Origin of the sequence: Anaeromyxobacter oryzae, from assembly GCF_023169945.1 — a bacterium.
GTDB classification, from domain to species: Bacteria; Myxococcota; Myxococcia; order Myxococcales; family Anaeromyxobacteraceae; genus Anaeromyxobacter; species Anaeromyxobacter oryzae.
In genome coordinates, this window is sequence record NZ_AP025591.1 from 222,370 (window position 1) to 244,749 (window position 22,380).

The window sequence follows — 22,380 nt, forward strand, 5'->3', positions numbered from 1 at the left end:
CCTCGCGAGCGCCCGGAAGCCAAGTCGATCGTACGCCCAGCGTGAAGGAGCGCGCGCCGCCGGTCGGGGCGCTCCCGAAGGCGGGGCCCCGGGCGAACGGACGGTGCCGCAGCCCTCACGGCAACGCGCAGTGGTGAGCCCGTCGAGCCACGACCGGGACGCGGCGGGTCGGCCCCTGCCGCCGGGCCCGTGGAGCGCTTCAGGGCGCCCGGCCAGCCGTCACGGCGCCGCCCCCTCGCCAGCCGGCCGCCGCGTCCCTGCCGGCGCCGTGCCCGAGGCCGGGGTCGCTGCGCCCCGGCGCGCGTCGGGCGCGGGGACGCCGGCGCCCGTGGACGCCCGCGCCGCCTCCGCCGCGCGCGCTGCCGCGAGGGCCACGTCCTTGTCGCGCACCTCTCGCTCGAGCGTCCGGACGCGGGCCTCGGCGTCGGAGAGCCGGCGGCGCGCCTCGTCGCGCTCACCCGCGGCGCGGCCGGCGTCCTCGCGGGCCGACGCCTCGCGCGTTGCGCTCTCCTCGCGCTCGGCGCGCTCGCGCCCCTGCGACTCCGCCAGGGCGTCGCGGGCTCCGGCGAGCTGCGCCTCGAGCGTCGCGGCGCGGACCGCGGCGTCGCGGGCCTCCGCGTCTCGCCGCGCGAGCGCCGCCTCCGCCTGCGCCGCCTGCTCCTTCGCCGCGCCGAGCGCCTGCTCGAGCCGCGGCAGCTGCTGGAGGCGGCCCTCGGTGCGGGCCAGCTCCTTCTGCTTCGCGTCCGCCGCGCCCTCGAGCTTCGCGACGTCCCGCTCGAGGTCCGCGCGCGAGCGCGCGAGGTCGTCGATGCGCCCGCGCAGCTCCGCCTCCCGCGCGGCGAGCTCGCCGACGCGCCCGATGAGCACGTGGTACCCCGCGATGCCGAGCGGCAGGACGATGGCGAGGACGGCGGCGGCCGCCGCGAGCTCGCGGGCGTGGCGACGGGCGAACAGCAGCGCGCGCCGCGTGAGCGACCGGCGGTCGTGCCACGTGGGCTCGAGGGCCCGGTAGCGCGCCAGCTCCTCGGCCAGGGCGGCGGCGGAGGGCGGCCGGTCCTCGGGCCGCGGCGCCAGGGCCCGCTGGACGATCTCGCGGAGGCGCGGCGGGACGGCGGCCGGCAGCGGCGGCGGCGGCGCGTCGCCGCCCGCCTCGCGGCGCGCGTGCGGCGCCGCGCCGGAGAGCAGGAAGTACAGGGTGCCGCCCAGCGTGTAGACGTCGGACGCGGGCGACGGCGCGAGGCGGTCCCGCCACTGCTCCGGCGCCATGTACGCGATGGTCCCGATCGGCGTCGACCCGGACGCCACGCTCGCGGCGAGCGACGTCGCGATGCCGAAGTCGGCCAGCATCACCCGGTGCGTCTCCGGGGTGAGGAGCACGTTCTCGGGCTTCACGTCGCCGTGCACGATCCCGGTGCGGTGCGCGGCGTGCACGGCGCGGGCGAGGTCCTCGACGAGCCGGGCGGCCTCCTCGGGCGCGAGCCCGGGCTGCGCGTCCCGCAGCGAGCGGCCGATCCGGATCGAGCCGGGGCTCTCCTCGTCGGGATCCGCGCAGACCGCCATCTCCACGTAGAAGGGCCCGCCGTCGATGCGACCGGCGTCGAACACCGGCACGACGTGCGCGCTCGGGATCCGCCGCGCGCGCCCGGCCTCGCGGCGGACCTGCTCCACGAACTCGCTCATGCCGGGGCCGGGCCGGAGCAGCTTGAGCGCGACGTACCCGTCGAGCGGGGGCCGCCGCGCGAGGTACACCTTGCCGTGCGCGCCCGCGCCGAGCTCGCGCTCCAGCGTGAACGGCCCGACGGTGCACGGGTACGGACCGTCGGGGAGCGGCGCGTCCGGGCGGTCGTAGTGGACGAGGAGCGCCCGGACGAGCGCCTCGAGCTCGGCGTCGCCGGCGCAGAGCTGCGGCACGAGCCGCGGCCACTCGCTCCGGTCGTGGCGAAGCGCCACCTCGACGATCAGGTCCGCGCCCATCCCGCTCACGTTCCGGCCTCCTCGCCGCCGCCCTTCGCCGCGCGCGCGGCGACCCAAGCGGCGAACAGGTGCAGGTCGCGCTCGACGCGCTCGGGCGGCGCCCGGAGCGCCGCGGCGATGGTCGCGCGCGGCTCGCCGCAGAGGTAGAACCGCCGCGCCACCTCGGCGATCGCCGGCCCGCGCGCGAGCCGCCGGTCCGCGGCCGCGGCGGCCACCGCCCGCTCGACGAGCGCGAGGTCCGGCGCCACGGCGAGCCGCGCCCACGCGAGGAAGAACGCGATCCGCTGCTGCACCATCGCCTTCGACTCCCCGAGCAGCTCCGCCGTCTCCGCCTGCGTGAACCCGGCGACGAGGTGGCACTCGACGGCGCGCGCGATCCGGCGGCGGCGCGCGACGTGGCGGTCCGTGCGGAGCCGGTCGATGAGCTCGAGGACCGCGAGCGTCTCGTCGCGCGCCGGGGAGATCGGCTCGCCGGCGACGAGGGTCAGCACCGGGAGGAGCGCCGCCGCCTCGCGCCGGGTGCGGCGGGCCGTGGCGCGCCAGCGGGAGATCCAGAGGCGGCGGATGAGGAAGAGGCAGTGCGCCGTGAAGTGGCGCCGGTCGCGGAAGACGGTCCGGCGGCGGAGGATCCGCTCGAGCGCGGTGTGGAGGCCGGCGGTGCCGGCGAGGGTCGGCGGCGCGCCGCGGCTCATCTGCCGGACGCGCTCCCGGAGGTCCTCGTAGGCCTCCGCCACGAGCCGCTCGACGCTCTGCTCTCGAAATCCGTCTGCCGCCATCGCGCCCGGGGGTCGAGGGCGCAGCGTACGCCAGGGGGCCGGGCGCTGGCACCTCACCCGAGCCGCAGGGCGTCGATTCTCCACATTCAATCGGAACGGCGCGGGGTTGCGCCGAATTCCGGGACCGCCCTGGTGGCCAGGCGGGCGATCGGTGGCGCTTCCCGTCCGAGGGGCGCGGATCGCCCCCGGGAGCTCACCGACATGACCACCCATATCGCCCACCTCCGCCCTGCCTCCGGCCGCCGCGACCCCGCCGGGGAGCGCGCCCGCTGGGCTTCGCTCTCCGCCCACGCCCGGGCCGCCGCCGCGGCGGTCCTCCGCCTCCCCACCACGCACCCCGACGTCGAGGACCGGGCGCAGGACGCGCTCGTCGCGTTCCTCGCGTCGGGCCTCCCCCGCTTCGACGCCTCGCGCGGGACGCCCGAGGCGCTCCTCGGCGTCATCGCCCGGAACGCCGCCGTCGGCGACCTCCGCGCCCGCTCCCGGCGGCTCCGCCTCGTGGACCGGGCCGGCGAGGCGCGCGAGGGGACCGACGCCGACCACCGCCGCGCCGACGCCCGCCGCGATCTCGCGCGGATCCTCGCCGAGCTGCCCGAGGGCCAGGTCGAGGCCCTCGTCGCGATCGACCTCCGCGGCGAGAAGATCGCCGAGGTCGCGGAGCGCCTCGGCCGCACCTACACGGCCGTGAACGCGCAGGTCGGCCACGCCCGGGCCCACGCGCGGCGCGTGGCCCGGGCGATGGCAGCATAGACGCTAGTGCGCGGCCACCAGGCCGCCGTCCGACCGCTTCTCGCCGGGGAGCTTCAGCTCCGCGCGGCGGTTCTCGGACCAGGCCTTCTCGTCGGAGCCCTGCACGAGCGGGATCTCGGAGCCGAACGAGACCGTCTCGATGCGGGCGGAGACTCCGAGGTCCTTGAGGTACTTCTTCACGACCTCGGCGCGGCGGGCGCCGAGGGCGACGTTGTAGGCCTGAGTGCCGCGCTCGTCGCAGTGCCCCTCGACGAGGAGCGCCGCGGCCTTGCGGTCGCCGACGCAGCGGGCGCTCTCGCGGAGCGCCTCGGTGCTCTTCGCGTCGAGCTGGTAGGAGTCGAACGCGAAGTGCACGCGCACGGGCTCGCAGGAGGCGGTCGCGGCGACGCACCGGCCGCTCGTGCAGGTCTGACCGTCGCCGCAGTCCGAGTCGGCGCGGCAAGCGCCCTTCTCGAGGGTCGGCTCGGACGCGACCGGAGCGCTCGCGGGAGCCGCAGGGGCGGCGTCGACGACGTCGGTGCTGGCCTTCACGGCCTTCTGGTTGCCCGCGCAGGCGGCGAGGCCGCCGGCGAGCGCGAGGAGGGCGAAGCGGTACGAAGGGGACATGGTGTGTGCCTTTCCGAGGGCGCAGCAGCGCGCCCCGCCCCTCTCCTACGCCCGGCGCGGCGTTCTCTCTCACGCGCCCGCGCGACTTCGCGCAGTGCGGCCGCGGGTCGCTGTGGGACGGGTCCCTTCCACCGAGGTCGCCCGACAGGACGGACGGATCGTCCTGGTGGATACTCCGGGCAGGAGGGACCCCATGCAAGCCCCCGTGCAGCGCCAGTGCTCCCACGTGTCGACCTGCGAGCTGTTCCCCAAGTTCGGGCTCCGGGGATCGCTGCGCGTGTGGCAGGTCTTCTACTGCCTCGGCAACTTCGAGGGCTGCGCACGCTACCGCCTGTCCTGCGAGGGCCGCGCGGTTCCCGCGAGCCTGCTCCCCAACGGCCGGGAGCTGAACATCGACGCGCTGGTCGGAAAGCCGTGACCGGCGATTTCCTCCCCTGGTGGCTCGCGGCCATCGGCCTCGCGCTGGTGACGGTCGGGTCGTGCGTCGTCGCGCGCCGGCCGCTCGGGGTGTCCGGCATCCTCTCGCGCCTCGTGAACCTCCGCGCGGAGCTCGCCGCCGACCGGTTCCGCGCGCGCGCCTCCGACGAGGCCGCGCTCGAGGCGGCCCTGCTCGCCGCGACGGCGGAGGCGTTCGGACCCGGACCGACGCTCCCGGACGGCGGCCTGCCGGTCCTCGCGGGCGAGGTCGCCGAGCCGGGGGCGGTCACGCCGTGCGGCGCGGCTGCGGCTGCGGCCCCGCAGGGATGCGCGGCGGGATGCGGGGCTCCCGCGACCACGCCCACGGTCGGCGCCCACGCGACCTTCCTCGTCGCGGTGATCGCGGGCGCCCTGCTCTTCCGCCTCGCGCACGGGAGCTGGCGACCCACGCTCGACGCCGGACCGGATCATGCGCGCCTGTTCGGCACGGGCGCGCGCGCCGTCGCCGCGCTCTTCGGCGGCGGCGTCCTCGTCGGCATCGGCACGGTCCTCTCGGGCGGCTGCTCGACCGGCCACGGCCTCTCCGGCTGCTCCCGGATGCAGCCCGCGGGCCTCGCGGCCACGGCCGCGTTCTTCGCGACCGCGGTCGCGACGTCGTTCGTGATCTCGGGGGTGCACCCGTGATCCGCCGCCACGCCGTCCACCTGAAGCTCGGGGTCGTCGGCCTCGCGCTCGGCGCGGTCCTCTCCGGCGCGGGCTTCAGCGACTTCGGCCAGCTCCACCGGATGTTCACGTTCACCGACGTCCGGCTGCTGCTCGCGTTCGGCGGCGCCGTGGTGCTCGCCGCGATCGGCTTCCGCATCCACTGCCGGAACGCAGGCATGCCGCGCCGCCCGCTGCGGAGGGGCACCGTCCCGGGCGCCCTCCTGTTCGGGATCGGATGGGCGATCTCCGGCGGTTGCCCCGGCGCGATCCTCGCGCAGCTCGGCGAGGGAAAGGCGATCGCGCTGCTCACGCTCGGCGGGATCCTCGTCGGGGCGGCGATCGGGAACCGCCTGAAGGCGCTCCTCCGCTGGGATTCGGGGTCCTGCGCCTCGTAGCGCGGCGCCGAGCCACGACCCCGTTGCGGCGCCCCTCCGGCCGCCTTATCCGGTCGCTGACGGCGAGACTGCAGGACGGAGGCGCGCCATGGCGGAGCGACGGTACCGGGTCGGCGTCGTGGGGACGAGCTGGTGGGCGGACCTCGAGCATCTGCCGGGTCTCCGCGCCCGCACCGACGTCGAGCTCGCGGCGCTGTGCGGGAGGAACCCGGAGCGGCTCGGCGCGCTCGCCGCGAAGTACGGCATTCCCCGCACGTTCACCGACTGGCGCGAGCTCGTCGCCGCGGGCGGTCTCGACGCCGTCGTGCTCGCCACGCCGAACGCGCTGCACCGGGAGCAGGCGCTCGCGGCGATCGACGCCGGCCTGCACGTGATCTGCGAGAAGCCGCTCGCGCTCGATCTCCGCCAGGCGCGCGAGATGGCGGCCCGGGCCGACGCCGCGGGGCGCAAGACGCTCACGTTCTTCACGCACCGCGCGGTCGGGGCGGCGGCGCACGTGAAGCGGCTCGTCGACGCGGGCTTCCTGGGACGGCCGCTGCACGCGACGGCGACCTACTTCACGGCCTCGCACCTCAAGGAGGACAAGCCGCTCGCGTGGCGCATGCAGCGCGCCGTCTCCGGGACCGGTGTGCTCGGGGACATCGGCTCGCACCTCGTCGATCTCGTCCGGTGGTGGCTCGGCGACCTCGCGCGGGTCGCGGCGATGTGGCAGACGGTCACCCGCGAGCGGGCGGGCGGCGTCGCCGACGCCGACGAGAGCTGCGCGTTCCTCGCCGAGCTCGCGTCCGGCGCGCAGGCGGTGTTCCAGGCGTCGAAGCTCGTCGCAGGGCGCGGCAATCACCAGCGCGTCGAGCTGCACGGCACGAAGGCGTCGCTCGTCTACGAGGCGGACCCCGGGTTCGATCCGACGTGGGAGGGCCGCGTCCTCGCCGGGACTCCGGCCCGCGCCGGCCTCGAGCCCGTCCCGCTTCCGCAGGATCTCGCCGCCCGCCTCGCCGGCGTCGACGAGCGGAGCGGCCGCGCGGAGGCGTACCGGCGGCTCACGGACCCGTTCTTCGCGGCGATCGCGCGCGGCGGCCCGGTGTCGCCCGACTTCCGCGACGGCGCGGCCGTGCAGGCGGTGCTCGACGCGGTGGCCCGCGCGGCCGAGGAGCGGCGCTGGGTGGACGTCGAGGCCTGAGGCCGGAGCCCGACGCGCCCCGGGTCACTTCTTGCGCTGGGCCATGTCCACCCAGACGGCGAGCAGCAGGATGAGCCCCTTGATCACGTACTGGAACGTGATGTCGAGGTTCATGAGGCTCATCCCGTTGTCGAGCGACGCCATGACCAGCGCGCCGACGAGCGCGCCGAAGATCGTCCCCTCGCCGCCGAGCAGCGAGGTGCCGCCGATGACCGCCGCCGCGATGGCGTCGAGCTCGGCGTTCTGGCCGGCGCTGGTCGTCGCGGCGTTGAGGCGGGACGTGTAGACGATGCCGGCCACGGCGGTCATGACGCCCATGACCATGAACAGCATGAACGTGTTCCGCGCCACGTTGATGCCGGAGAGGCGCGCGGCGTCCGGGTTGCCGCCGATCGCGTACAGGTGGCGGCCGAACGTGGTGTCGTTGGCGATGAAGTTGAACACCACCGCGAGCGCGAGGAGCAGCACGATCGACCACGGAATGCCGAGGTAGATGACCATGATGAGGCCGAAGAGGGCGATGATCGCCGAGACGAAGGCGAGCTTCACCCCCTCCGCCCAGGCCGGCAGGACCGGGAACCCGAAGCGCCGCCGCGCCGCGCGCTTCCGGAAGCTCCAGACGACGAAGATGGCGATGACCGCCGCGAGCCCGAGGAGGCTCGTGTCGTGGAGCTGCCCCTCCGCCGCCGCGCGGAACGTCGGGATGTAGCCCTGCCCGATGAGCTTGAACCGCTCCGCGGCGGCCTCCGGCGCCATCTCGAGCCCCTGCGTCTGGCCGCCGGTGATCCCGATGATGAGGCCGCGGAAGGCGAGCATCGACGCCAGGGTGACGATGAACGCCGGCACCTTCCGGTACGCGATCCAGAAGCCGTGCCAGGCGCCGATGAGGAGCCCCGAGATCAGCGTCGCGGCGATGGCCGGAGCGACGCCCCACTCCCGCTGGATCATGAACATCGCGCAGACCGCGCCCGTGAAGCCGAGCACCGAGCCGACCGAGAGGTCGATGTGGCCCGCCACGATGACGAGCACCATCCCGATGGCGAGGATGGCGGTGGTCACCGTCTGCACGAACAGGTTGGACAGGTTCCGGGCGGTGATGAAGACGCCGTCGGTGAGCAGCGCGAAGATGACCCAGATCGCCACGAGGGCGAGGGCCATCGTGTACTGCTTCGTGTTGTGCTTGACCGACCCGACGAGCAGGTCGCGAAGCTTGCCCTCGCGCGTCCCCGCCGGTGCCTGGACCATCGTGGTGGCCATCTGGACCTCCGCCGGCCGAGGCCGGCGCGCCGATCGCCGCTAGGCGGCGCCCGTCGCGTGGTGCATCACCTTCTCCTCGGTCGCCTCGTCGTGGACGAGGCTGCCGGTGAGCTTCCCCTCGTGCATCACCAGGATCCGATCGCTCATCCCGATCACCTCGGGGAGCTCGGAAGAGATCATGACGACGCAGACCCCCTTGTCCACGAGGTCGTTCATGATGTTGTAGATCTCGACCTTGGCGCCCACGTCGATGCCGCGGGTGGGCTCGTCGAGGAACAGCACGCGCGGCTCCGTCAGGAGCCACTTCGCGATCACGACCTTCTGCTGGTTCCCGCCGGAGAGGTTCCGGACCTGCTGCTCCAGGGAGGGCGTCTTCGTCCGCAGCTCCCGGACGTACCGGTCGGCGACCTTGATCTCCTGGTTCTTGTCGATCACCGCGAGGCGCGCGATCCGCTTCAGGCTCGCGAGCGTCGAGTTCTCCTTCACGTCCATCCCGAGGACGAGGCCGTAGCGCTTGCGGTCCTCGGAGACGAGGCCCATCCCGCGGGCGATGGCGTCCTGCGCGTCGCGGATGTGGACCGGCTTTCCGCCGAGCCGCAGCTCCCCGCCCTTCTTCTTCCCCCAGGCGCCGAAGAGGCTCGTCACGAGCTCCGTCCGGCCCGCGCCCATGAGGCCCGCGATGCCCAGGATCTCGCCCCGCCGGACCTCGAACGACACGTCCTTGCAGGCGAGCTCGCCCGTGACCGGGTGCGCGACCGTCCAGTTCCGCACCTCGAGCACGGTCTCCCCGGGGGTGCGCGGGCGCCGCGGGAAGAGGTTCGACAGGTCGCGGCCGACCATGTTCCGGATCATCCGCTCCTCGGACATGTTCGCCTTGTCGTCGGTGACGATCGTCTTCCCGTCCCGGAGCACGGTGATCCGGTCCGCGATGCGCATCACCTCCCGGAGCCGGTGGGAGATGTAGATGCAGGTGACGCCCTCGCGGCGGAGGCCCTCGAGGATCCCGAGGAGCTTGTCGGTGTCCTGCTCCGTGAGCGCCGCCGTGGGCTCGTCGAGGATGAGGATGCGCGCCTTCTTCGAGAGCGCCTTCGCGATCTCCACGAGCTGCTGCGCGCCGACCCCGAGGTCGATGACGCGCGTCGCCGGATTCAGCCGGACGCCGATCCGCGCGAGGAGCTTGTCCGTCTCCTGGTAGGTGCGGTTCCAGTCGACGACGCCCTTGCCCCGCTCGAGCTCGGAGCCCAGGAAGACGTTCTCGGCGATCGTCATGTATTTGATGAGCGCCAGCTCCTGGTAGATGATCGCGATCCCGACGTGCTCGCTGTCGCGGATGCTGCCGAACTGCTGCACCTTCCCATCGACCACGATCTCGCCGGAGTAGGTGCCGTGCGGGTACACGCCGCTCAGCACCTTCATGAGCGTCGACTTCCCGGCGCCGTTCTCGCCGACGAGAGCGTGGATCTCCCCGCGCCGTACCTCGAAGGTCACGCCGTCGAGCGCGCGGACACCCGGGAACTCCTTCGTGATGTTCCGCATCTCGAGGATGTTCTCGGCCATGGGCGCCCCCGCGGCGGGCGCGGCGCTCCCTGGGGAAGCGGCCCCGCGCCCGCCCTCACAGCTGCGTCAGGACTTCTTGAAGACCTGCTGCTTCTTCAGATAGCCGCTGTCGATGAGGACCTTCTCGAGGTTCTCCTTCGTCACGATCTGCGGCGTGAGGAGGACCGAGGGGATGTCCTTCTTGTTGTTGTTCACGACCTTCCCCTGCGTGTCGATGGGCTTCCCGTTCGCGAGGTCCACCGCCATCGCGATGGCCTTCTTCCCGAGCTCGCGCGTGTCCTTGAAGATCGTCATCGCCTGCGTGCCCTGCATGATCCGGATCGCCCCGGCGAGCTCCGCGTCCTGCCCGGTCACCGGGACCTTCCCTGCGAGGCCCTGCGCCGCCAAGGCCTGGATGACGCCGCCCGCGGTGCCGTCGTTCGGCGCGAGCACCGCGTCCACCTTGTTGCCCGAGGACGTGAGCGCCTGCTCCATGATCTTCTGCGCCTCAGCCGGCTGCCAGTCCTTCACCCACTGGTCCATCACGATCTTGATGTCGCCCTTCTTCGCGAGCGGCTCGATGAACTTCATCGCGCCGGCGCGGAAGAGCTTCGCGTTGTTGTCGGTGGGGGAGCCCGCGAGGACGACGTAGTTGCCCTTCGGCACCTTGCCGGTGATGAACTGCCCCTGCAGCTCGCCCACCTTCACGTTGTCGAACGACAGGTAGTAGTAGTCGAGCGGCGAGTCGGTCACGAGGCGGTCGTAGCTGATGACCTTCACGCCGGCCTTCGACGCCTTGTCCACGATGACCGACGCGCTCGACGCGTCGTGCGGCGCGAGGATGAGGACCTTGATCCCCTGCGAGAGCAGGTTCTCGCACTGCGCCACCTGCTTCGACGCGTCGTTGTCGGTGACCTGGACGCGGAGGTCGATGCCGGCCTTCTTCGCCTCCTCCTCCATCACCTTCCGGTCGCGGACCCACCGCTCCTCTCGCTGGGTCGGGAGCGAGAGCCCGATCTTCACGCCGCTCGCCGCGTACGCGCGCGGCACCGCGAGCAGGACCGCACTCGCGAAGAGAACGCCTGTGATCGCCCTTCTCATGGATGGACCTCCGGTTGTCGGGCCACGGGCCGGGTCTTCGCGACCGCCGACGAGACGCACGAGCGCGCGTCGTCGGGCCCCCGCAGCGCCCCCGTCTATAGGCACGCTCGCTTTCCGTCGCGTGAACGACGCGACCGCACGCTCCATCTTGGGCGTGCGGTGCCCACGCCGGCGGGACGCTCCTGGCGCCGGAGCGCCCCGGGCGGTTCGCCGCACCGCGGCGGCATGGCGAGCGACCGGACACCTCTCCGGAGGGCGAACGGGGCGCGATGCGCTAGAGTCCGGCGTTCGTGCCGCAGAGGAGGCCTCCATGCCCCGCCCCGCACCGTCCGCCGCCGCCCTCGCCTCCGTCGCGCTCGCCGCCGCCGTCCTCGCCTGCGTGGGTCCGGGCTCCGAGCGTGCGCGCCAGGAAAAGCTCGCGCGCGAGCTGGACGGGATCCGCTACGAGCAGCCGCTCGACACCGTCTGGACGACCGTCATCCGGCTGCTCGCCGACCGCGGATATCCGCTCGCCGGCAAGGATGCGGAGCTGGTCGGACAGTCGGTGAACCTCTACGACCGGCTGACGTCGAAGGCTCGGGAGACCGAGACGGCGAAGGACGGGACGCGGACGCTCGAGACCGGCTGGCTCGCCGGAATCCGCTACCGCGCCGAGGCGCGACCCGACGGTCGGGTGGCCTTCACGAAGATCCACGAGGATCTCACCGAGCATCGCCGGGACGCGGCAAGCGAGCCGGGTGTGGAGATGGGGCTCGCGCTCGCGCAGCGCCTCGCGCCTGACAAGGCGGCGCGGATCGAGGCGGCGGCGGGGTCGGGAGATTCCGGCGGCCGGCGGTAAATCGTCGCGCGCCGGCGCGGGCCGTCCCGTGATCGCGACGCCCCGGTAGCGTGCGGCCGCGACACCCGGCCACCTCCCGACTCCTCGATCGTGGCGTTCGCCGCAGCCGCGGCGTGAACTTCGCGGCGCGCGGACGCACCTGTCGAGGAAGGACGCTCCACCCGCGCGGCGCGCCTCCGTCGAACGCGACGGAGTGACGTCCCGTGCGCGCGTGATGGCTCGATGAGGGGACCCATCGAGCGGGCTAGTCGCGCAACCGGGTGGACCCTTACAGTGCCGCACATCGACACCGATAGTCTCGTTCACCAACGGTGATCGAATCCGGCGAGGGCCGGAGGGGGCAACAAATGACGAAGCTGATGCGGCTGTGGAAGGACGAGGAAGGCGCGACGGCGGTGGAGTACGGGATCATGGTGGCGCTGATCGCGGCGGTGATCGTGGGGATCGTCTACACGCTCGGGCAGCAGCTCAACACCGCGTTCACCAACGTCTCTGGTCAGCTGACGACCGGCGGCGTCGCGCCGTAGCAACGGTACCGTGGCCCGGGCCGCCAGGTCCGGGCCTCCGCACTGCAGTCTCCGGAACCTGGAGAGCCGAGGGGGACTTGGCTTACCCGACCGTCATCGCCGCGCTCTGCGGAGCGCTGCTCATCGCCGCTGCGCTGTCGGACGCGCTGTACAGGCGGATCCCGAACGCGCTCGGCCTCGCGGTGCTCGCTGCGGGCCTCGCGTCGCAGGGGGTCGCGCACGGCGGCGCGGGGGTCGGCGCCGGCCTGGCGGCGGCGGTGATCACGGGGGCGTTGCTCTGGGTGCCCTGGCAGCTCCGGATGATGGGTGGAGGCGATCTCAAGCTGGCAGCCGCGGCCGCCGCGTGGGTCGGCACCGAGGGGCTGCCGAGGTTCCTGCTGGCGACGGCGCTCGTGGGCGGAGTCCTGTCGATCTCCGTCGCGCTCAAGGGGGCGCGGGGGACGAGCCTCGCACCGTCGACGTCACCCCTCGCGGCCGCCCTCGCGTCGAGGTTCGCGACCGCTCGGCGCGGCCTGACCGTGCCGTACGGCGTCGCGATCGCCGCGGGCGCAGCGTACGCGGTCCTCTCGGGAGGAGCGTCATGAGCCGGAGGAGCTGGAGCGAGCAGGGGGCAGCCGCCGTCGAGTTCGCGCTCGTCTTTCCCGTCCTCGTCGCGCTCCTGTGCGGGACGATCGACTGGGGCTACTACTTCTTCACCCGGGCGGTCGTGGTGAACGCGTCCCGCGAGGGCGCGCGCGTCGGGACCCTCCAGTTCCCCGACGGCGTGGACGCGGCGACGCAGGCCGAGACCGCCGCGCGGACGTACCTCGAGAACTCGCTCGCCACGCCGCGCGCCGCGACGGCCGAGATCGACACGACCTGTCCGAGGGCCGAGTCGTCGTGCGTCCGGATCACCTACCACGTGGGCGGATCCGTCACGGGGCTGATGAGGTTGCTGATGCCGGACGACATCGTCGCCTACGCGGAGATGCGGAAGTGAGTCACGCCCGCTGACGCGGAGCTGGGGAAGCCATGGCCATTCGATCCGAAGACACGCAACCGCAGCCTCCGCCAGGCAAGCACAAGAAGTCGGTGCCGGTCCGAGGCATCGTCCTCCTGACGCTCGCGGTCGTCGCGGCGATCGCGGCCGCCGCGCTGCTCACGCGCTACATGGACGCCCGCGTCGCTGCCGCCCGGGTGCCCACCACCCGGATCGTCGTCGCGGCCGTCGACATTCCCATCGCGACGCCCATCAAGGCCGAGTGGCTGCAGCAGGTGGATTGGCCCGCCACCGCCCGCCCGGAAGGCGCCGTGGCCGATCCGGCGGCGCTCGTCAACCAGGTCTGCGTCGTCACCGTGTATCGCGGGGAGCCCGTGCTCTCCGCGAAGCTCGCGAGCGGAGCCGGCGCGCGGAGCGGGCTCGCGACGCTGGTGCCCGAGGGGATGCGCGCGGTCGCGGTCCGCGTCGACGAGGTCGTCGGCGTCGCTGGGTTCATCCACCCCGGCGATCACGTGGACGTCATCGTGACGATGCAGCCGCGGCAGGAGGCGCCGTTCGTGTCGAAGATCGTCCTCCAGAACATCAAGGTGCTCGCGGTCGGCAAGGACATCGAGCACCGCGGCAAGGATGCGAGGGAAGCGGTCCCGGTCACGGTCGCGACGCTCACGGTGACGAGCGAAGAGGCGGAGCGCCTCGCGCTCTCGGCCTCGAAGGGTCACATCCTCCTCGCGCTTCGCGGACTGACCGACGAGCTGTACGCGGACACGCGGGGCATCACGCCACCCGTGTTGCTCGCCACCGCCGCGCCGGAGCCGCCCCCCGTCGTCGCCGCCGCGCACCGGCCCGCGGGCCGCCCGGCGCCGCGCGCGGTGGTGCCGGCGGCGGCTGCCGCGCCGAACAAGCAGGTGATCGAGATCCTGCGGGGTGATCTCTACGAGAAGCGCGCCTTCGAGGCGCAGGAGACCCATCCATGAGACGTTGGGCTGCAGCGCTGCTCCTCCTCGTCGCCACCTCCGCGATCGCGGCCACGCCCGCCGCCGTCCCGACCCTCCGCATCGATCGCTCCGTCGGCGCGGCCGCCGAGCTCGCGCTCGAGTCCGGGCAGAACCGGCTGCTCGTGCTCTCGGAGGAGATCGGCCGCGTCGCGGTCGCCGATCCCTCCGTGGCCGACCTGAAGGTCGTGACGCCGACCCAGCTCCTCCTGACCGCGAGGAGCGCCGGGACGACCGACCTCACCCTGTGGAACCGGAACAACGACCCGCTCGTCATCTCGCTGCAGGTGACGAAGAGCCTCGAGGCGCTCCGGCGCCAGGTGAAGGAGCTGTTCCCCGGCGAGAGCATCGCCGTCACCGGCGCGGGCGAGCTCGTGATCCTCTCCGGCGAGGTGTCCGACGTCCGGGTCCCGGAGCGGGTGGTCGAGGTCGCGCGCCTCCACGCGAGGCAGGTCGCGAACCTCATCAAGGTCGCCGGGAACCAGCAGGTGCAGCTCGAGGTGCGGTTCGCCGAGGTCTCGCGCTCCGGGGTGCGGCAGATCGGCGTGAACCTCTTCCACAAGTCCACCAACGGCGAGGTCATCGCCGGCATGACGGGACGCGGCATCAACCCCGGCGACTTCCTCAATACTTCCCAGAACCCGTCGATCCCGGGCACCGGGCCGCGCGGGCTCGCCGCCCCGGGGATGCCTCCGGACGTGAACGTCCCGCAGTTCAATACCGGCTTCTCGCTCTTCGTCTCCTCGTTCCCGGAGTTCCCGTTCTCCGCCATGCTGAGCCTGCTCGAGTCCAACGGGCTCGCGAAGGTGCTCGCCGAGCCCACCCTCGTGACGCTCTCGGGGCAGCAGGCCAAGTTCCTCGCGGGCGGCGAGCTGCCCATCCCCCTCGGGGGCTCGTTCGGGCAGATCTCGGTCGAGTGGAAGAAGTTCGGCATCCTCCTCGAGTTCACGCCGACGGTGATCGCCGGCGACACGATCCACCTCGACATGGCCGCGGAGGTCAGCGAGATCGATCAGTCGCTCGGCGTGACGATCGGCGGGACGACGGTCCCCGGCCTCTCCACTCGCCACAGCGAGACGACGATCCGGCTCGGCGACGGCCAGAGCTTCGCGATCGCCGGCCTGCTCTCCGACAAGGTGCGCTCGAACGTCGAGCAGGTCCCCGGGCTCGGGAGCCTCCCGATCATCGGCGCCCTGTTCCGCTCCTCGCAGTACCGGCGCGACGAGACCGAGCTCCTCGTCGTCGTGACCGCGCGCCTCGCGAAGCCGGTCGCGCCGCACCAGCTTCCTCCGCTCCCGAGCGAGCGCGAGCTCAACAACCCGAACGATCTCGAGTTCTTCCTGCTGGGCTCTGACGGCGGCGGCACGCCGGGGACGCCCCGGGTGACGCCCGCCACGATCGAGGGCGGGCCCTCCGGCGCCCGCGGCTTCTCGCGCTGAGGGTGACATGCAATCCGCGACCATCCTGATGTCAGGCGTCCGGCCCGCGATCCAGGCGCGGCTCCGCTCGGAGTTCCAGGACGCAGAGATCGTCCCGCTCGGCGACGGCCGCGGCCATCCGGCCCCGGCCAGGAACGGCGCGACGTCCGCCGCGGTGGTGAGCCTCGACGGTGATCCGGAGCGCGGGTTCCGGGTGGTCCGGGAGCTCTCCAGCGCGGGCGTGCGCGTCGTCGTGCTCGGGCTGACCAAGGACCCGGACCTCATCCTCCACGCGATGCGCGCCGGCGCCCGGGAGTTCGTGCTCGCCGGGGACGACGCGGAGCTGGCGCGGGCGCTGCGGGACCAGGTGAAGCCGAACCGGTCCGCGGACGCGAGCCGGATCTACGCCGTGTTCCCGGCGAAGGGCGGCGTCGGAGGGACGACGCTCGCGACGAATCTCGCGGGAGCCTTCCAGCGCGGAGGGAACCGCACCTGCCTCATCGACCTGAACCTGAACATGGGCGACGTGCTCGCGTTCCTCGACCTCCAGGGCGGCTACTCCATCCTGGACGTGATCGCGAACATGCGGCGGCTCGATCGCCAGCTGCTCGACTCGACGCTGGTGCAGCACGCCTCCGGCGTCCGCGTCATCGCGCAGTCGCACCGGATCGAGGAGTCGGACCGGATCGAGCCGGCGCTGCTGAGCAGCATGCTGCGCTTCCTGCGCCAGCACTACCGCGCGATCGTGCTCGACGGCCTGCGCAGCTTCGACGAGGTGTCCGTCGCCGCGCTCGACGCGGCGGACGAGATCATGCTCGTCGTGACGCAGGAGGTGCCGGCGGTCCGCGACGCGCGCCGCTGCGTGGACCTTCTCCGCCGGCTCGGGGCCGACGACAAGCTGAAGCTGATCGTGAACCGGTTCCAGAAGGGGCTGCAGATCACGCCGGCGGTGGTCTCCGAGACGGTGGGCCTGCCAATCGCGGCGACGGTCCCGAACGACTACCCTGCGGTGATCCGAGCCGTGAACCGCGGGCAGCTCCTCTTCGAGGAGGCGCCGCGCTCGGCCACGACGAAGGGAGTCGAGCAGCTCGCGGCGCTCCTGGGACGTGCCCCCGCCGACGAGGCCGAGACCCGCCCGTCGCTCCTCAAGCGGCTCTTCGCCAGAGGGATGGGCCATGCGGCTCAGTGATCGCATCCGGCAAGGCCCGGGCAGCACGCCGGAGCCCTCGGGCCCGGAGGCGGCGCCGGAGTCCTTCCGCGAGGTGAAATCGGAGCTGCACCGGCGCCTCATCGATCGCCTCGATCTCAAGGCGATCGAGAAGCTCCCGTCCGAGCGGCTGCGCGCGGATCTCCGCGGGATCGTGAGCGGGATGGTGGGTAGCTCGGGCGTCCCGCTCAACCAGCTCGAGCGCGAGCGGCTCATCCAGGAGATCCTCGACGAGGTGACCGGGCTCGGGCCCCTCGAGCCGCTGCTCGCCGACCCCAGCATCTCGGACATCCTCGTGAACACCGGCGAGACCGTCTACATCGAGCGCGCCGGGAAGCTCGAGCTCACGCGCGTCCGGTTCGACTCGAACGACCACCTGATGCAGGTGATCAACCGGATCGTGTCGCGCGTCGGCCGCCGCGTCGACGAGACCTCGCCGATGGTGGACGCGCGCCTGCAGGACGGCTCGCGCGTGAACGCCATCATCCCTCCCCTCGCCATCGACGGCCCGATCCTCTCGATCCGGCGCTTCGGCCGATCGCCGCTCACGGCGCGCGACCTGCTGGCCCACGGCTCCATCAACCGGGAGGCGCTCTCGTTCCTGGCCGCGTGCGTCCGGGCCAAGCTGAACGTCCTCATCAGCGGCGGCACCGGCACCGGCAAGACGACCATGCTGAACGCGCTCTCCGTCTTCATCCCGGAGGACGAGCGCATCGTCACGATCGAGGACTCCGCGGAGCTCCAGCTCCAGCAGCCGCACATCGTCCGCCTCGAGTCTCGCCCTCCGAACATCGAGGGCAAGGGGGAGATCGTCGCGCGGGATCTCGTCCGGAACGCGCTCCGCATGCGCCCGGACCGGATCGTGGTCGGCGAGGTCCGCGGCGCCGAGGTGCTCGACATGCTCCAGGCGATGAACACGGGGCACGAGGGCTCGATGACGACGATCCACGCGAACTCGCCGCGCGACGCGCTGACCCGCATCGAGGCGATGGTCGGCATGGCCGGCATCACGCTCTCCGAGACCGCGGCGCGCCAGATGATCTCCCGCGCGCTGAACGTGATCGTCCAGCTCAGCCGCGGGACGGACGGCGTCCGCCGCCTCGCCAGCGTGAGCGAGCTCACCGGCATGGAGGGGCCGGTGGTCGTCATGCAGGAGATCTTCAAGTTCGAGCAGCGCGGGGTCGACGAGCACGGGAAGGTCCTGGGCCACCTCGGACCGACCGGCGTCCGGCCGAAGGTGCTCTCGCGGATCGAGCGCTTCGGGATCGACCTCGCCACCGTCCTGGAACCCGTCCTCGGGGCCTGAGCCGTGCGCCAGCTCCTCGTCATCCTGTTCTGCGTCATCGGCATCGGCGTGCTCGAGGGGACGCGGCAGCTCGTCCGCTGGTCGCGCGAGCGGCGGCGGGACGAGCTGAAGCGCCGCCTCGAGGCCGTCGCCGGCGATCGCTCCGGCGCCGGCGCGACGCTCCTCCGCAGGGACCGGCTGGCGGCGACCCCCTGGCTCGACGCCTTGCTGCGCCACGTGCCGCTCGCGATCCGGGCCGAGAAGCTGCTCTCGCAGGCGGACTCCCGGCTGACCGTCGCGCAGCTGTTCTCCCTGACCGCGCTCGCCCTGTGCGCCGGCGTGGCCGTCGCCGCGGTACTGCGCCTCGGGCTCCTCCTGGGCGTCATGTTCGGGCTCGCCTCCACGGCGGTCCCCTACCTGCTCCTCGTCCTCGCGCGGACGAGCCGGAGCCGGAAGCTCAGCGAGCAGCTCCCCGAGGCTCTCGACATGATGTCCCGGTCGCTCCGCGCCGGGCACGCGCTCACCTCGGCCTTCCAGATCGTCGCGACCGAGATGCCCGACCCGGTGTCGATCGAGTTCGGCCGCGCCTTCGAGTCGCAGCGGCTGGGGCTCCCGGTCCACTCCGCGATCGTCCAGATGACGGAGCGCGCACCCGGAAACCGGGACCTCAAGATCTTCGCCGTGTCCGCGGTGATCCAGCGCGAGACCGGCGGCAACCTCGCCGAGATCCTCGGGAACATCGCCGAGACGATCCGGGCCCGCTACCGGTTCTACGGCAAGCTCCGCGCCCTCACCGCAGAGGGTCGTGCGTCCGGGATCATCCTCGGCGCGCTCCCGATCCTCATGGCGCTCATCCTGCGAATCGTCAACCCGACGTACTTCCTGGTCCTCCTCTCCCCCACGGGCCAGCTCATCCTCGCGTTCGCCGCCGGGATGTGGCTCATCGGTGTGGTCTGGCTCGTCATGCTCACGCGGGTGGACATCTGACGGAGGACGCCGTGCACCTCGACCCGCTCGCGCTCCAGATCGCATCCCTCGCCGTCGCAGCCTTCACCGCGCTGGTGCTCGGCCTCGCCTCCTTCCGGACTCGCAGGCACGCCCTCGCGACACGGCTCGCCGAGTTTGCGCAGGGCACCGCGAGCCCGTTCGCGCCGGCGCAGGCGGTGCCCGCCACGCCGACGCAAGCCGGCGCGCTTCGCCGCGCGCTGGCGTCCGTGGCGTGGCTCGCGCGGCCGTCGCGGCGCGAGGAGCTCGTCAGGCTGGAGTCGCGTCTGCAGCAGGCGGGCATCCGCGGCGCGAGCTCGGTCACGGCCTACCTCGCGACGAAGATCGCCCTGCCCACGGGCTTCCTCGGTGCCCTGCTCCTGTACAACGCGAGCAAGGCCGACCACATCGAGCCGGTGTTCGTCGTCGGCGTGGTCGTGTTCGCGGCGGGATTCTACCTGCCGGACCTGTGGCTCTCGTCGCGCACCCGCAGCCGGCAGACCCAGATCGAGCGCGCGTTGCCGGACGCCCTGGACCTCCTCGTGACCTGCGTCGAGGCGGGGCTCGGGCTCGACGCAGCGCTCCAGCGCGTCGCCGACGAGATCCGGCTCGCCTGGCCGGAGCTGTCCGGCGAGTTCCGGACGACGTTCCTGGAGGTGAAGGCGGGCATGCCGCGGATCGAGGCGTTCCGACGACTCGCCGCGCGCACGGGCGTGCGCGACCTCAAGTCGCTCTCCGCCACCCTCACGCAGACGGAGATCTTCGGCACGAGCGTCGCGATCGCGCTGCGCGTCCAGGCGGAGGGGATCCGCGTGCGGCGCATGCAGCGTGCCGAGGAGAAGGCGGCGTACGTCGGCGTCAAGATGACGCTTCCCCTGGTGCTCTGCATCCTGCCGAGCCTCATGGCGATCATCGTCGGGCCGGCGATCATCAACATCGCGCAGCAGCTGCTGCCGTGGCTGGGAGGCAAACGATGAGCCGCCGCTCCGGGACCACCCGCCTCGCCCGCGGGGCTCCGATGCTCCTCGCGGTCTTGCTCGCCGCCTGCGCCGGGGCGGGCGGGCCCCGCCCCGACGTCGTCGGCGCGCAGCGCGAGCTCGCCGGCGAGCTGATCGCGCGCCGCGACTACGCCCGGGCGTTCGCGGTGGCCGACGCGCTCTGCCGTGCCGAGCCCAAGCGGGCCGACGGGTACCTGCTGCGCGGGATCATCTACAGGGAGCAGGGCCTGTATCCGGAGGCGGAGGGCGACCTCAAGGAGGCGGTCCGGCTCGACCCGAAGTCCGCCCGGGCACACTCGGCGCTCGCGGTCCTGTACGACTCCCGGAACGGCGCGGAGGACGCGCTCGAGCACCACCGGCGCGCCGCGGACCTGGAGCCCACGACCGCGGCGTACCTCAACAACCTGGGGTTCTCGCTGTTCGCCCACGGGCGCGCCCGGGAAGCCGTGGAGGTCTTGCGGCGAGCGGCCCGCTCGGCCCCCGCCGACCCGCGGATCCGCAACAACCTGGGCTTCGCGCTGGCGGCGGTCGGGGACCTCACCCACGCCGCCGAGCAGTTCGCCTACGGCGGGACGCCCGCCGAGGCGAAGACGAACCTCGGCTGGGCCTACGAGCGCCGCGCCGCGCTCCCCCAGGCCTACGATCTCTACGTCGAGGCGCTGCGCCTCGACCCGGGAGCGGCCGCCGCCCGGAAGAACCTCGCCCGCGTCGCGAAGGATCTCGGCCGCGAGATCCCGCCGGACGTGTCGCCGTCGGCCGCGACGCCGGCCGCGGCGGCCGGCACGCCGCCGGGCGCATGAACCAACTGGAGGGGACCATGCGGACCATCCCGCTGTCGTTTTCGCTCACGCTCGCGCTCGGCGTCGCCGCCTGCTCCGGCGACCGCCACCTCTCGGCTCACCACTCCGAGTCCTACGTCAAGGCGTTCTCCGCCCAGGCGCAGCGAACCGGCCAGCCGGCCGCGGCGGTGAGCGGCCTCGACGCGCAGGAGGCGGCGATCACGACGGACAACTACCGGAGCACGCTCGTCCCGAAGAACGGCCGGGTGAACGTGACCCCCGAGCCCTACGTGATCGTCGCTCCGCCGTCGCGCGAGCAGCCGATGCGGCCCGCGCCCTCCGTCCCGAGGGAGTGAGCCATGCGCTCTGGCGAGCACGGATCGACCGGGGTCGTCGTCGCCATCGTCCTCGTCCTGCTCTGTGGGTTCGTCGCGCTGTCCCTCGACGTCGGCCACCTGCTGGCCGTCCGGGGTGAGCTCCAGAACGGCGCGGACGCCGCCGCCCTGGCGGGCGCGAAGCGGCTGAACGGGACGAACGACAACTTCGAGCTCGCGGGGGCGCGCGCCGACGCGGAGAACTACGCCCGGGCCCACCCGACCGACAGGTACGACGTGGAGCCCAGGACGGTCGAGCTCGGGGCGTGGGTGGAGCCCGGGCACACCTGCGGCGAGGTGGGGGGGATCCAGGCCGGCGCGACCAACCCGGACGGCTACCGGTTCTGCGCGATCAGCGGGACCACGGCCGCGGACGCGGCGAACATCAATGCGGTCCGGGTCGTCGCGGCCAGGGTCGGGGCGGCCGGCGGAGCCGGGGGCGGCGAGGTGCCGGTCGTGTTCGGGCGGCTCGTCGGGAACTCCGGGACCCAGGAGGTCGACGCCGAGGCCATCGCATTGAGTGGCGGCCCATGCAGTCAACAATCCTGCGATCTTCCGTTCGTGCTCCGGAAAGGCTGCATCTTCGCGAACAACCAGCTGCGCTGCGGGAGCAGATACTTCATCGGCCTCAGCCCCCAGCCGGAGGACACCGCCGGGATCACGAGCCTGAACGGAGTGGATGCCGCGAACGGGAGCCTCGCCTGCGACATCCTTCGCGACGGCGCGCAATGCGCCAAGCGCGGAGAGATGATCAACAACCAGGACGGCCAGGACGGGATGACGACTCATTGCGACAAGATCTGCCCGTACGGCAAGGGGCCCCGGAACGTCTGCGAGGAGATTCGCTGGAAGGCGGATACGGGCAACGGCGCCTCGTCCACATGCGACGGAAGCCTGGCCGTGAACGCCGACGGCGTCCCGCTCTGGCTCGGACAGGTGCCGATCGTGGTCTACCCCGGGGAGAGCGAGACCACCTGCGGCGGCGCGGATCACTACAACCAATCCGCCGAGATCGTGACGTGGGCGACGGTGGGCGTCGTGAGCGCGCGCTGCGAGCCCTTCAACATCCTCCCCCCGAACAGGGTGCCCATGACGAAGATCTGCGACGACGAGCAACTGAGGCTCGACCCTGCATCGAAGGGCGGGTTCTGCATCGCGATCCAGCTCTTCTGCGATCAGGAGGACCCGAAGGCCACGAGCGTCGGATGCCTCTGGGCGGGGACTTCACCTTATGCGTTGAGGCTGGTGCGCTGATCGGGGATCGCGGCGGGCCCGAGCGCGTGCACCCGGGCCCCTGCGGAC

General features: G+C 72.8%; 24 protein-coding genes. 18 read left to right on the forward strand and 6 right to left on the reverse strand.

Features of this window, described 5'->3' with window-relative positions:
• Window positions 1–219 precede the first annotated feature (219 nt).
• Window positions 220–1,974, reverse strand: a complete 1,755-nt coding sequence (locus AMOR_RS00925; protein WP_248362652.1) for a serine/threonine-protein kinase — start codon at window positions 1,972–1,974, stop codon at window positions 220–222.
• A 5-nt stretch (window positions 1,975–1,979) separates the two neighbouring features.
• The gene (locus AMOR_RS00930; RefSeq protein ID WP_248357584.1) at window positions 1,980–2,750 is read right to left on the reverse strand and encodes an ECF-type sigma factor; all 771 of its coding nucleotides are present in this window, start codon (window positions 2,748–2,750) and stop codon (window positions 1,980–1,982) included.
• 201 nt (window positions 2,751–2,951) lie between these two features.
• On the opposite strand from AMOR_RS00930, the gene AMOR_RS00935 reads away from it, so the two are divergent.
• Window positions 2,952–3,500, forward strand: coding sequence for an RNA polymerase sigma factor (locus tag AMOR_RS00935; protein ID WP_248357585.1), 549 nt, complete (start codon window positions 2,952–2,954; stop codon window positions 3,498–3,500).
• A 3-nt stretch (window positions 3,501–3,503) separates the two neighbouring features.
• Here AMOR_RS00935 and AMOR_RS00940 read toward each other — a convergent pair whose 3' ends face one another.
• Window positions 3,504–4,106 carry an OmpA family protein gene (locus AMOR_RS00940; protein WP_248357586.1) on the reverse strand — a complete coding sequence of 201 codons (603 nt, stop codon included), beginning with the start codon at window positions 4,104–4,106 and terminating at the stop codon, window positions 3,504–3,506.
• Between the two features lie 193 nt (window positions 4,107–4,299).
• Between AMOR_RS00940 and AMOR_RS00945 the strand changes: the two genes are divergently transcribed.
• The 4 genes from AMOR_RS00945 to AMOR_RS00960 all read left to right on the forward strand — a co-directional run bounded on the left by AMOR_RS00945 (window position 4,300) and on the right by AMOR_RS00960 (window position 6,803).
• A complete protein-coding gene (locus AMOR_RS00945; protein ID WP_248357587.1) occupies window positions 4,300–4,524 on the forward strand; it encodes a hypothetical protein in 225 nt (74 codons plus the stop codon).
• Window positions 4,521–5,207 (forward strand): YeeE/YedE family protein, encoded by a 687-nt coding sequence (locus AMOR_RS00950; protein WP_248357588.1) that lies wholly within the window; start codon window positions 4,521–4,523, stop codon window positions 5,205–5,207. The genes AMOR_RS00945 and AMOR_RS00950 overlap by 4 nt, the downstream gene beginning before the upstream one ends.
• Window positions 5,204–5,623, forward strand: a complete 420-nt coding sequence (locus AMOR_RS00955; protein ID WP_248357589.1) for a DUF6691 family protein — start codon at window positions 5,204–5,206, stop codon at window positions 5,621–5,623. Before AMOR_RS00950 ends, AMOR_RS00955 begins: the two co-directional genes overlap by 4 nt.
• 88 nt (window positions 5,624–5,711) lie before the next feature.
• A complete protein-coding gene (locus AMOR_RS00960; RefSeq protein WP_248357590.1) occupies window positions 5,712–6,803 on the forward strand; it encodes a Gfo/Idh/MocA family protein in 1,092 nt (363 codons plus the stop codon).
• 24 nt (window positions 6,804–6,827) lie between these two features.
• Here the strand turns inward: AMOR_RS00960 and AMOR_RS00965 are convergent, their stop codons facing one another.
• The 3 genes from AMOR_RS00965 to AMOR_RS00975 all read right to left on the reverse strand — a co-directional run bounded on the left by AMOR_RS00965 (window position 6,828) and on the right by AMOR_RS00975 (window position 10,697).
• Window positions 6,828–8,060 (reverse strand): sugar ABC transporter permease, encoded by a 1,233-nt coding sequence (locus tag AMOR_RS00965; RefSeq protein ID WP_248357591.1) that lies wholly within the window; start codon window positions 8,058–8,060, stop codon window positions 6,828–6,830.
• A gap of 39 nt (window positions 8,061–8,099) precedes the next feature.
• The gene (locus AMOR_RS00970) at window positions 8,100–9,617 is read right to left on the reverse strand and encodes a xylose ABC transporter ATP-binding protein (RefSeq protein ID WP_248357592.1); all 1,518 of its coding nucleotides are present in this window, start codon (window positions 9,615–9,617) and stop codon (window positions 8,100–8,102) included.
• A gap of 66 nt (window positions 9,618–9,683) precedes the next feature.
• A complete protein-coding gene (locus AMOR_RS00975; protein WP_248357593.1) occupies window positions 9,684–10,697 on the reverse strand; it encodes a sugar ABC transporter substrate-binding protein in 1,014 nt (337 codons plus the stop codon).
• Window positions 10,698–11,007: 310 nt separating this feature from the next.
• Between AMOR_RS00975 and AMOR_RS00980 the strand changes: the two genes are divergently transcribed.
• The 13 genes from AMOR_RS00980 to AMOR_RS01040 all read left to right on the forward strand — a co-directional run bounded on the left by AMOR_RS00980 (window position 11,008) and on the right by AMOR_RS01040 (window position 22,332).
• The gene (locus tag AMOR_RS00980; protein ID WP_248357594.1) at window positions 11,008–11,535 is read left to right on the forward strand and encodes a hypothetical protein; all 528 of its coding nucleotides are present in this window, start codon (window positions 11,008–11,010) and stop codon (window positions 11,533–11,535) included.
• Window positions 11,536–11,882: 347 nt separating this feature from the next.
• On the forward strand, window positions 11,883–12,062 hold the full coding sequence (locus AMOR_RS00985; RefSeq protein ID WP_248357595.1) for a Flp family type IVb pilin: 180 nt from the start codon (window positions 11,883–11,885) through the stop codon (window positions 12,060–12,062).
• 77 nt (window positions 12,063–12,139) lie between these two features.
• Window positions 12,140–12,646 (forward strand): A24 family peptidase, encoded by a 507-nt coding sequence (locus AMOR_RS00990; RefSeq protein WP_248357596.1) that lies wholly within the window; start codon window positions 12,140–12,142, stop codon window positions 12,644–12,646.
• Window positions 12,643–13,041, forward strand: coding sequence for a TadE/TadG family type IV pilus assembly protein (locus AMOR_RS00995; RefSeq protein WP_248357597.1), 399 nt, complete (start codon window positions 12,643–12,645; stop codon window positions 13,039–13,041). Before AMOR_RS00990 ends, AMOR_RS00995 begins: the two co-directional genes overlap by 4 nt.
• Window positions 13,042–13,073: 32 nt before the next feature.
• On the forward strand, window positions 13,074–14,015 hold the full coding sequence (gene cpaB, locus AMOR_RS01000) for a Flp pilus assembly protein CpaB (RefSeq protein WP_248357598.1): 942 nt from the start codon (window positions 13,074–13,076) through the stop codon (window positions 14,013–14,015).
• Window positions 14,012–15,472 carry a type II and III secretion system protein family protein gene (locus AMOR_RS01005; protein ID WP_248357599.1) on the forward strand — a complete coding sequence of 487 codons (1,461 nt, stop codon included), beginning with the start codon at window positions 14,012–14,014 and terminating at the stop codon, window positions 15,470–15,472. The genes cpaB and AMOR_RS01005 overlap by 4 nt, the downstream gene beginning before the upstream one ends.
• 7 nt (window positions 15,473–15,479) lie before the next feature.
• Entirely contained in the window at window positions 15,480–16,640 is a 1,161-nt protein-coding gene (locus AMOR_RS01010; RefSeq protein WP_248357600.1) for an AAA family ATPase, read from the forward strand.
• Window positions 16,627–17,964, forward strand: a complete 1,338-nt coding sequence (locus tag AMOR_RS01015; protein ID WP_248357601.1) for a CpaF family protein — start codon at window positions 16,627–16,629, stop codon at window positions 17,962–17,964. The genes AMOR_RS01010 and AMOR_RS01015 overlap by 14 nt, the downstream gene beginning before the upstream one ends.
• Before the next feature lie 3 nt (window positions 17,965–17,967).
• The gene (locus tag AMOR_RS01020; RefSeq protein WP_248357602.1) at window positions 17,968–18,930 is read left to right on the forward strand and encodes a type II secretion system F family protein; all 963 of its coding nucleotides are present in this window, start codon (window positions 17,968–17,970) and stop codon (window positions 18,928–18,930) included.
• 11 nt (window positions 18,931–18,941) lie between these two features.
• Window positions 18,942–19,904 carry a type II secretion system F family protein gene (locus AMOR_RS01025; RefSeq protein WP_248357603.1) on the forward strand — a complete coding sequence of 321 codons (963 nt, stop codon included), beginning with the start codon at window positions 18,942–18,944 and terminating at the stop codon, window positions 19,902–19,904.
• Complete coding sequence (locus tag AMOR_RS01030; protein WP_248357604.1) at window positions 19,901–20,725, forward strand: tetratricopeptide repeat protein; 825 nt, start codon at window positions 19,901–19,903, stop codon at window positions 20,723–20,725. The genes AMOR_RS01025 and AMOR_RS01030 overlap by 4 nt, the downstream gene beginning before the upstream one ends.
• Window positions 20,726–20,742: 17 nt before the next feature.
• Window positions 20,743–21,060 (forward strand): hypothetical protein, encoded by a 318-nt coding sequence (locus tag AMOR_RS01035; RefSeq protein ID WP_248357605.1) that lies wholly within the window; start codon window positions 20,743–20,745, stop codon window positions 21,058–21,060.
• 3 nt (window positions 21,061–21,063) lie between these two features.
• A complete protein-coding gene (locus AMOR_RS01040; RefSeq protein ID WP_248357606.1) occupies window positions 21,064–22,332 on the forward strand; it encodes a pilus assembly protein TadG-related protein in 1,269 nt (422 codons plus the stop codon).
• Window positions 22,333–22,380 lie beyond the last annotated feature (48 nt).